Below are 8,918 nucleotides of genomic sequence, written 5' to 3' on the forward strand. Positions count from 1 at the left end.
AACATTGACAGTCGCCGGATGCTGGCGGAGATCGAGCGAAACGCGTTGCGCGGACTGCATCCGCAGCCCGAACCCGAGTTGCTCGCGGCGCCTGCGATGCCATTGGCGGGCCCGCGGCCGGAGCCGAAAGGGCTAGGCCGCGACCTACGCATCGATGCTTGCCGCGGCCTCGCGCTCTGGTGCATCTTTTTGAATCATTTCCCCAACAACATCGGAAGCTGGCTGACGCTGCGGAACTACGGCTTCAGTGATAGCGCGGAAGTATTCATGTTCGTCTCGGGTGTGACCTGCGCACTGGCTTACGGCAGCGCACATTCGCGCGATGGCTGGCCCGGCGTCATCACCCGTACGCTGTGGCGAAGCTGGGACATTTATGCTGCATTTCTATTGCTCACTATAGCTTGCGCCATCATGGTCTACCTAACCGGCGGTGGCCGGATCGCTGACGAGAGCAACACGCGCCTTTTGCTGGAACATCCGGGTGCGGCGCTCGCGCATGCGGCGATCCTGCAATACCGTCCGGTCAATACCGACGTCTTGCCGATTTTCGTGGTTTATCATCTTTTGTTTGCACCACTATTGTGGTTGCTGTTGCGAGTGCCGAACGTGACACTCGGCGCGTCGCTCTTGCTTTATGCGCTGGTACACGTCTTCGGCTGGACCGTCCCGGCCTGGCCCAACAACGTGTGGTTCTTCAACCCGCTGGCTTGGCAGCTGCTGGTTGTGCTCGGCGCCTGGTGTGTCATTGCGGGCAAGGGAGTCTGGCCCTGGATGACCTGCCGCATCGCGCTTGTACTTGCAGTTCTCTATCTGACTTTTAGCCTGATCGTCGCATTGAGTTGGTGGCTCACGACCCTGGAAGATCTGGTCCCACAAGCGCTCGCCAGTGTGGTTTACCAAGTCGACAAATCGGATCTCGCTCCCTTGCGGTTGCTGCATTTTTTAGCGCTTGCGATTTTGGCGGTATGGCTCGTACCCCGCGATTGGCAAGGACTGCCGATGCCGCTGATGCGCGCAGCGATCCGCTGTGGGGAGAATTCGCTGGCAATCTATTGTCTCGGTGTTCTGCTGGCGCTCGCCAGCCAAATAGCGCTGGCCGACATCTCGAATGGTCTTGCGATGCAGATCGCGCTCAGCCTCGCCGGCATCCTGCTGATGATCGCCGCCGCAACGCTGCTGAACTCAATCAGGATCAAACCCAGGCAGCCACGATTGATTTGAAGACTTGAGGAAACTTGTTGGCCAGAGAGGCGAGCAGGCAAAATTCGGGAGAAGGCTGCCAACGGCCAGCCTCCACGTCTTCTCTTCCGGGAGGCGATCAAGCTGCGAACTTCACGCGGTGACACGATTTGCAGCGTGATGCGAACGTTGAGATGCTTCCTCCCAAAATCGCAACATGACCGCTTCGGGTCAAAACGCGAAGAACTGAACGTGAGTTGATCTGGTCTGCCATCCCTCAATCAGCGGACCTTGTGGAGGGGCTCGACTTTGTCGCCCAAAACGGCCGCCCGATCGCCTCTCAGCGCACGCGAGGAATTATGTCGACACATGAGCTTAAGGATGCTCAGAGTCGGCAGCACATCATTGGTGGTCAAGCCGCACCACGTCATTCGCCAATTTCGGCGAGCTGCGGCGCAGGAGGAAGCACACCCCGCAAAGTGTCTCCTTCCTCCACATGAGGCGGCAGGTGAAGGTTTCGGAATGTTCGTCGAACGATAGCGCAAATTCGCTGGCGAATATGTAGTACGGCGTGGAGATGCAGGCTCCCAGGGCGCTGATGTCGCGCACCACGCACGGATGGGTCCCACTCATCCACCAAACGACAGCCGCGCCGCCCGGTTGATCGGTATCCGCTCCATTGCTCGACGTTCGACCATGGCGAGATTCTCCAATGAAGAGGTAACTTCCAATCAAGCCATCGCAGCGATCGCGATTGCACCTCTACAGAGTCAGTTTTCCGATCCCGCCGAGCCCGGAAAACGGCAATATCTGCACGTTGATCTGCACCGCCTAGGCTAACAAGCAGTATTTTGTCTCATTAAAATTAAACCGGATCGCGTGGTTAATCCGCCGACGTTGGTACCCACCTCACAAGCAAATGAAACCGGACACGTCTTTTCCACGATAATGAGGTATTTCACAGCACTTTCAGCGAACCTGAGCTACTACTAATTGAACTGAGTGATTTTACGTCCTCCGGCCTGACAATGGCGGTTTTTAAATAGTCATAGTAAGGCGCGCTGATGAGTAGGCCTGGTCAGGGGCACAACCGCATGACAGTTCTGCACGAACGCGTTTGGTTTCTAATATCTCAACTGACAGAGCTTCAGAACCCTCGCAGCCGGGTTGAGCAAGCCGAGGAACGAAGTCCGCAAACGTTCAAAAGTCACAGGTGTCTCGGCGATGCGTCGCCGATTGCGGCGACAGCGCCTTTTGTTTTCTAGCCACACACCGTGGCGACGAACGTGCCGTAGGCTCGCAGCCACGAAGCATCAGAGATCTCTGGCCGAGAAAAGCGCCCGCGTTGACTTGTTCGGCTTTGGGTCAAAGGCAGCCCTCGGCAGCTTGCATGATCGGGTCGGCTCATCTCCCGGAAGCGGCCCTCGCAGCGCTCTAACTGAGGTCGGTCACGGGCCATGTGTGGAAGTCGTTCGCACACTGGCTACTCGCAAGCCGAGCGAGACGGATCGCTCGGCTACAATTTAGTTATGGCAGCCCAGCAACGAGGCAAATGTCCGTGAGGTCTTCCCATTCGACGAGATTTGCGATGTCCGTGATGTGCGTGTCGAGATTTATGTCTCTGCTGAGGAGATGCGAGCGTTCTGCCAATCCCGTAAGCGTAAGCGCATAGACTTTGTGGCCCTGCTTTTCGAGCCTCTCGGTGACGAGAACACCAAGCTTGGTAAAAGGCTCCGCCAATAAGAACAAACGTCTTTTGCGCGGATTGAGCACGTGCGCTGCTGATGCTTGATGAAGTTACCGAGACCGCGCTTACTCCGGCCGCGAGACTGCCGATCAATCTGCGGCGGGTGACGTCTGACAAGGTCATGAAATCAAAAAAATTGGGTACCATACGAGTGCAACAGTGTAATCGCCAAAACCGAACAAATGGAAGATGACTTCAGCGGCCTTCGAAGGAATATTTTTTTGACCGGTCACTGACTTCCGCCATGGGTCACAAGCGGCGGTCGGCGACAGCTCCAGCCGTGTCCGGTCCACCTCAAACGGCCGACCTTGCGCCGCCTCGGGTGTAGTCTTCAGCTCCGGGCCGACGTTGTAGGCAATCAGGTTGAGGAGGAAGTCGGGGGTGACGCGAGTTGGGCCTCGATGTTGGGTCTTTGCTCGCCTCGTGTTAGACATCGCCTGACCGACCAGGGAGAACAGCCATGACCGCCGAGTTCGATGAAGACCGCTTCAATATGGCTATCCGTAAATTTCTGAAGCATGTTGGAGTTACATCGCAGCGCGAAATCGAAAACCTAGTGCGCAGCGGGGCGGTGAAAGGTGGCCAGCTCAAACTGCGAATGACCCTGTCGGCTGAGGGAACGGCGCTGAAACATGTAGTCGAGGAAACAATCGCACTCTGACGATGTCCCGGCCGCCCCGGCATTGCCGCCCTGTTGGTGGAGCATTCAATCCTGTTGATTTCCAGCAACGACTGCTTTGGGTCATTTTCGACAGTTTTGGCACAGAGTGCGGGATGGTTGATGCCCGTTCCTGTCCAAAAGGCGCGTACCAGTGTCTGCCCATGAGCGTTGCGTTTGGCCGGATGGCCGTGATTCAAACTTCCGAACTGGAGCTCGAATCATGCGCTACGAACTCGCTGACTATGAATGGACCGCTATCAAGCCGATGCTGCCGAACAAGCCGCGTGGCGTCCCCCGGTCGAACGACAGACGGGTCCTCTTCTGGATCCTTCGATCAGGAGCACCCTGGCGCGTGATCTGCCGGCGGCGTTTGGGCCATACACCACTTGCTACAACCGCTTCGTCAGGCGGCGGCGGGCTGGCGTCTGGGGCCGCATCATAAAAGCGCTTGCCGCTGCCCATGATGCCGCTACCCAGATGATCGACACCTCCATTGTCAGCGTACATCAGCATGGGGCCTGCATCGCAAGGAACCAGCCAATCGATGGGAAGGTCCCGCGGCGGTTTGGCGCGCAAAATCCATGCGGTGGTCGACAGCAATGGTCTGCCGGTACGGTTGGCGCTGAGCCCCGGTAAGGCCAATCCGTTCGACTTGCCGGAAAACTGCTGTCTCGTCTGAAATCCGGGTCAATGTTGCTTGCGGACCGTGGCTATGACGCGGACTGGATCAGGGAGCTTGCCATGAAGAAGAGCGCGCGTGGGCCAACATCCCGCCGAAGAGCAATCGCAGCGATCCGATCTGCTTCAGCCCATATCTCTACCGCGCTCGCAACCGGGTTGAGCGGTTCTTCAACCGGATCAAACAATGTCGTCGGGTGGCGAGGCGGTACATAGCCGCCAACTACCTTGCCTTCGTTCAGCTCGCGTCAATCAGGCTATGGCTGCGTCTTTATGAGTCCGCGTCCTAGCACTACTTTGGCAGATTGTTGATTTTGTCTCGTTTTATAGGATTCCCGAATCAATTTTTCAATGATTCATGGGTGGTCGGCTCTTGGAGGGCTGACCATGCCGGGATGGGAAGACGAACTCGAACGCTGGCTGATGCCGTTCTTGGACCGGCTGGGTCATAAGACCCGACAGCGGATGTGTCCTCTGTATGTTGCGGGACTGATCGGTCCTGGCGATCGCAAGAGCATTCAGCCGATGGCGGAACGCCTTGCCACGAGCAACTACGACCAGTTGCACCATTTCATTGCGGACGGTGTCTGGGACGCGACGCCGCTGGAGACAGAGCTGCTCAACCAGGCGGACCGACTTGTCGGCGCAGCGATGCGGTGTTGGTTATCGATGACACCTCACTGCCGAAGAAGGGTGAGCGCTCGGTCGGTGTTGCGGCTCAATACGCGTCGGCTCTCGGTAAAACGGCAAATTGCCAAACGCTGGTGTCTCTAACGCTTGCGCGCGGCGAAGTGCCCGTGATGGTCGCGTTACGTCTCTTTCTGCCCGACAGTTGGACGAGCGACATGTCTCGTTTGAAGCGCGCTCGCGTGCCAGTCGAACAGCGAACGCCACGGTCCAAGCCGGAGATTGCTTTAGCCGAGATTGACCGCGCGATGGCAGCCAAGGTGCGCTTTGGATGTGTGCTGGCGGATGCAGGATACGGCCTCAGCGCGCCGTTTCGACAAGGGCTAACAGAGCGCGGGCTGGCCTGGGCTGTCGGTATCCCTCGGCACCTGAGTGTATCCGGTCGATGTGAAGCTCATTTGGCCGATTACTAAAGTTCGCGGGAAACCACGAAAGCACCACGTGCCCGATATCTTATCGATTGCGGCAGAACAAATGCTGGCCAGCGCCAAATGGAAAACCGTGAGTTGGCGCAGCGGGACGAAAGATCGGCTAAAAGCCCGATTTGCTGCTCTCCGTGTCCGCACCGCCGACGGCCCTCCGCAGCGGATATGGGATAAAGGTCAGCAGCATCTCCCAGGCGACGAAGCTTGGCTCATTGGCGAGCAACGTGCCTCTGGGGAGAAGAAATACTATCTCGCCAATCTTCCGGCGGCGACGGATCTGCGCACACTGGCCGCCACCATCAAGGCACGGTGGATTTGTGAGCAGGCGCATCAGCAGTTGAAGGAGGAGCTTGGACTTGATCACTTCGAAGGGCGATCATGGCAAGGTCTGCATCGCCACGCCCTGATGACAATGATTGCCTACGCCTTCCTGCAACATCATCGCCTCGCATACGCGGGGCGGAAAAAAAAGAATCAACGGGCCTCCGCCTCAACCAACCATGCCCGCCGTACGTCACGCCATCGTCGATCTCATCCTTCGGCCGCCGTCTCAGCAGTGCCCATATTGCCGAAAGCAAATCCTTGAAAAACAGTGGCGCAAACACATTCTGCCAAAGTAGTGCTAGTTCTTTCCAAGGCGGTCCGATGCAACATCGCGATGTGCGGTTTCGTTCTTCCCCTTGTCGTCGATGCCGCGCGAAGGGTTGGTGTCCGGCTGGGCGCTGGTACCTTGCAGAGACCGAGCTGCTGGGCGGCTGCGATGCCGATCGTCACCTTGCACGATCTGAGCGAGGTGCCAGCTCCGGATACTGCGACTTGCGCTCAAATGCTTGAGCAAGGACGCCGCCTGGGACGTGGCCGGCCCCGCGGGTCGAGCTGATCGAGCTGATGAACCGCGCGACATCTGGATCCATGCGCAATGGGATGAGGCGAAGGTGCCTTAGCGGCCGTTGGTGGAAGCTATGCTTAAAATCGTTCAGGGCGCGGGACGGATAAACAAGCCGACCGCCCAGCCTCTTTCCGCATCAGCCGCGCTTCTTGTGAGCGGATGGCTTAAATTCCACGACCTCGTGCTGCTCGCTGGAATCCGAGTGCCCTTGTTGTTTTACGATGATCTCAAGCTCAAGAGCTTCGAAGGCGAGTTCATCCGCCAAGCGTTGAAAGAGCGCGCGCTTTTCGGCATCGGTCGCCGACTGACTCATAAGAGCAAAGTCTCTGGCGTCCGCGCGGAGCCTCTCCAATCGTCGCCTGAGGTCCTTCATCGTCTTGGCTCAGGTTCTAAATTCATCCTCGACGCAAACAGTAACCTTGCTTTCCGGGATGACGGATGATTCAACCAGGAAACAATATATTGGTTCTCCTAACTGTTAGTTAGCGGCGTATTCACCGTGCGGTGCATAGGCACGGTCGCCCATGGGACCAACTTTGGATGGACGGGCTGGTGGCCGCGGCGCGAGGCCTCGGCATTCCGACCTCGCCGCAGGTCCGCCCAGCCAGGGTGCCATCAAAGCTACATCAAGGTCTGAAACCGCACAGACCCGAGTTTTGCACGCATCAGGTCTACGGCACCAAGCTGCTGTGCGTCGAACATTGGCCGGGCGCGCGCCGCGGCAGGACCGGTTCAAGGCTTGAGTTAAATGGCGCGATATTAAATGATTCAATCATCCGGCTTCTGGCAGGCGAGTTGCGGCGCCAGCCATCGGGACCGACCCTGCGAAGCCCACCGGATCTCGGTCGCAAGTCTGCTCGCCGCTTCGCTCGCAGCTACAAACCCCGCTTTGTGATGCCGGGAACGCGTTTGGGCGAAACGGTTGTTCGTCGCTCGACCTGCGCTTTGGCGTCCAGCACTTTATCGCCAGCTCGCGCGGCGCGCGGCCGGCTCACCTGGTCCGAAAGACTGGGGCCCTTTCCAAACGTTCCGACCGGGGGACCATTTGTCGCGTGACCACCACTGATGTTTCCTTTGGCCTGTGCTGCCGGGGCTGATGCGTTTCGGGAGGGTAATGAGCCGATGATGATCTGGTCCTCGTTGCTTGTACCCGTCCCAATGGCCCCGATCGGCAGGCCATTTTGCGCGTGACCAACCCCGACATTTCTTGCGGCCTGTGCGGCCGTCCGCGACTTTGTCGGCGTGGCGGGTTCAACGTTCGGATTGTTCAATTGATTGTTGGTGCTCGGATTTGCGCCGGTGGCGGTGTCTTTCGTCCCCATTCCGGCAGGCGCTGAGGGACCAGCGCCGGCGCTACCCGCATTCGTCCCCATTCCGGCAGGCGCCGACGGACCAGCGCTGGCGCTGCTCGCGCTTGTCCCCGTGCCCGCACCCGCCGACCCAGCATTTGCGGCGCCTCCTGGCGCGAGGACCAGCAGAGCTGAGCTGGCGACGATGGCGGCGAGCACCAAAGGGGCGGCATGGGGCATTGGACGATCTCCTTGCCAGACCGTTAACCATGATCCCCCGGCGCGGTTCCTCTGCGCCATGGCGGGTTCTGCCGCATAGTGCTGGACCGCACGCGCGCCCTCGATTGGTCGCACGCAAAGCGCAAAACCGCGCGAGCTACTATTGCCGATTCAAGGTGCCATTGCAGATTAGTCAGCAGCTCTGACGGAGGTGGCCGCTTTAATGTAACACTCGGGTTGCTTCTGCTAGCCGGACCTTCTCTCTCAGCTCCTCAAGATCCTCGAGCGCGTCGAGTAGTTGCATCAGATTGCGGGTAACATGTGCCAGATTGGGCTTTGGGCGTTTGAAGATTCGAATTTTTGGTCCCATTGCTAGACGTCTCCTCGCAACGAAAATCACTGGTCCGACTGATTGGCAAGGAGCGTGCCATCTGAGCGTCCGCGGAGAGCTCCGGTGATGGGAACGCCAGTCGCGCTCCCGCCCCAATCTAACAGGGAAGGAGAGCGCCAAAGGCTTCGCCATCCCCCACATTGGGACGATTATCTCCCTCCCGGTTGCGAGTGAGCTATGGGCTGCAAGCCGCGCGATGGCGGCAGCTGCGGAGCAAGCAACAGCCCTCGGCGCTCCGCACCGAGGTCTCGCAGCGGTCGGACGCGTTGAAAACAGCTAATCCCTAGTCCTGCACGGCCTGGTCGGTCTGCAGCGGCGCGTGTGGCCGCCCCCTGTCTTGCGGCCGCGGAACGGTTGGCACAGGTTTGCGGATCGTGGCGGCAATTGGCCTGGGCAACGGCACTGGCGTCTTGGGGCGTAGGATCTGCTCGGAAGCGTTGGTGGTGATTCCGGCCAATTGTTCTTGGACCATCCTAAGCTGCTCGGCGGCATCCGCTCTGTCTCGCACCATTTGTGCCTGGACCGCCGTAAGCTGGTCGGAGAGCTGGCCAAGGTCGCGAACGATTTGATCTTGGCTGGCCTTGAGCTGCTCGATCGCTTGCGGCGGTAATCCCTGGAGCGCCAGCTCCGGCGAACTGGGGCCGGCGGCAGCCTGGTGAGCTGCTGCCGGTTTGATGGACACCGGGTTAAGCTAATCCCACCTTGCGCTCGAACTCAACAGGGCTGAGGTAACCGATCGTCGAGTGACGTCGG

At 58.8% G+C, this 8,918-nt stretch carries 7 protein-coding genes and 2 pseudogenes; 5 read left to right on the forward strand and 4 right to left on the reverse strand.

The window, feature by feature from the left end; genetic code table 11:
• The first annotated feature begins 96 nt into the window (after positions 1-96).
• Complete coding sequence (locus IVB42_RS16520) at positions 97-1,221, forward strand: OpgC domain-containing protein (RefSeq protein ID WP_247470583.1); 1,125 nt, start codon at positions 97-99, stop codon at positions 1,219-1,221.
• A gap of 360 nt (positions 1,222-1,581) precedes the next feature.
• On the opposite strand, the gene IVB42_RS16525 is transcribed toward IVB42_RS16520, so the two are convergent.
• Together IVB42_RS16525 and IVB42_RS16530 are read right to left on the reverse strand one after the other, a co-directional pair.
• Positions 1,582-1,791: a hypothetical protein gene (locus IVB42_RS16525; protein WP_231188839.1), complete on the reverse strand. Its 210-nt coding sequence runs from the start codon at positions 1,789-1,791 to the stop codon at positions 1,582-1,584.
• A gap of 1,254 nt (positions 1,792-3,045) precedes the next feature.
• Positions 3,046-3,360: a hypothetical protein gene (locus tag IVB42_RS16530; RefSeq protein WP_247397942.1), complete on the reverse strand. Its 315-nt coding sequence runs from the start codon at positions 3,358-3,360 to the stop codon at positions 3,046-3,048.
• Between the two features lie 26 nt (positions 3,361-3,386).
• Here IVB42_RS16530 and IVB42_RS16535 point away from each other — a divergent pair, with 26 nt between their 5' ends.
• From IVB42_RS16535 to IVB42_RS16550, 4 genes and pseudogenes are all read left to right on the forward strand, one after another.
• A complete protein-coding gene (locus tag IVB42_RS16535; RefSeq protein ID WP_085349977.1) occupies positions 3,387-3,587 on the forward strand; it encodes a DUF6494 family protein in 201 nt (66 codons plus the stop codon).
• 220 nt (positions 3,588-3,807) lie between these two features.
• Positions 3,808-4,555: pseudogene (locus tag IVB42_RS16540) on the forward strand (IS5 family transposase).
• A 61-nt stretch (positions 4,556-4,616) separates the two neighbouring features.
• Positions 4,617-5,963 (forward strand): annotated as a pseudogene (locus IVB42_RS16545) (IS701 family transposase).
• A gap of 376 nt (positions 5,964-6,339) precedes the next feature.
• On the forward strand, positions 6,340-6,708 hold the full coding sequence (locus IVB42_RS16550; protein WP_247397607.1) for a hypothetical protein: 369 nt from the start codon (positions 6,340-6,342) through the stop codon (positions 6,706-6,708).
• A 433-nt stretch (positions 6,709-7,141) separates the two neighbouring features.
• Here IVB42_RS16550 and IVB42_RS16555 read toward each other — a convergent pair whose 3' ends face one another.
• Both IVB42_RS16555 and IVB42_RS16560 read right to left on the reverse strand, forming a co-directional pair.
• Positions 7,142-7,588 (reverse strand): hypothetical protein, encoded by a 447-nt coding sequence (locus IVB42_RS16555; protein ID WP_240543094.1) that lies wholly within the window; start codon positions 7,586-7,588, stop codon positions 7,142-7,144.
• 860 nt (positions 7,589-8,448) lie between these two features.
• Positions 8,449-8,847 (reverse strand): hypothetical protein, encoded by a 399-nt coding sequence (locus IVB42_RS16560; RefSeq protein WP_247397609.1) that lies wholly within the window; start codon positions 8,845-8,847, stop codon positions 8,449-8,451.
• Positions 8,848-8,918 lie beyond the last annotated feature (71 nt).

Origin of the sequence: Bradyrhizobium sp. 45, from assembly GCF_023073155.1 — a bacterium.
Classification (GTDB): domain Bacteria; phylum Pseudomonadota; class Alphaproteobacteria; order Rhizobiales; family Xanthobacteraceae; genus Bradyrhizobium; species Bradyrhizobium canariense_D.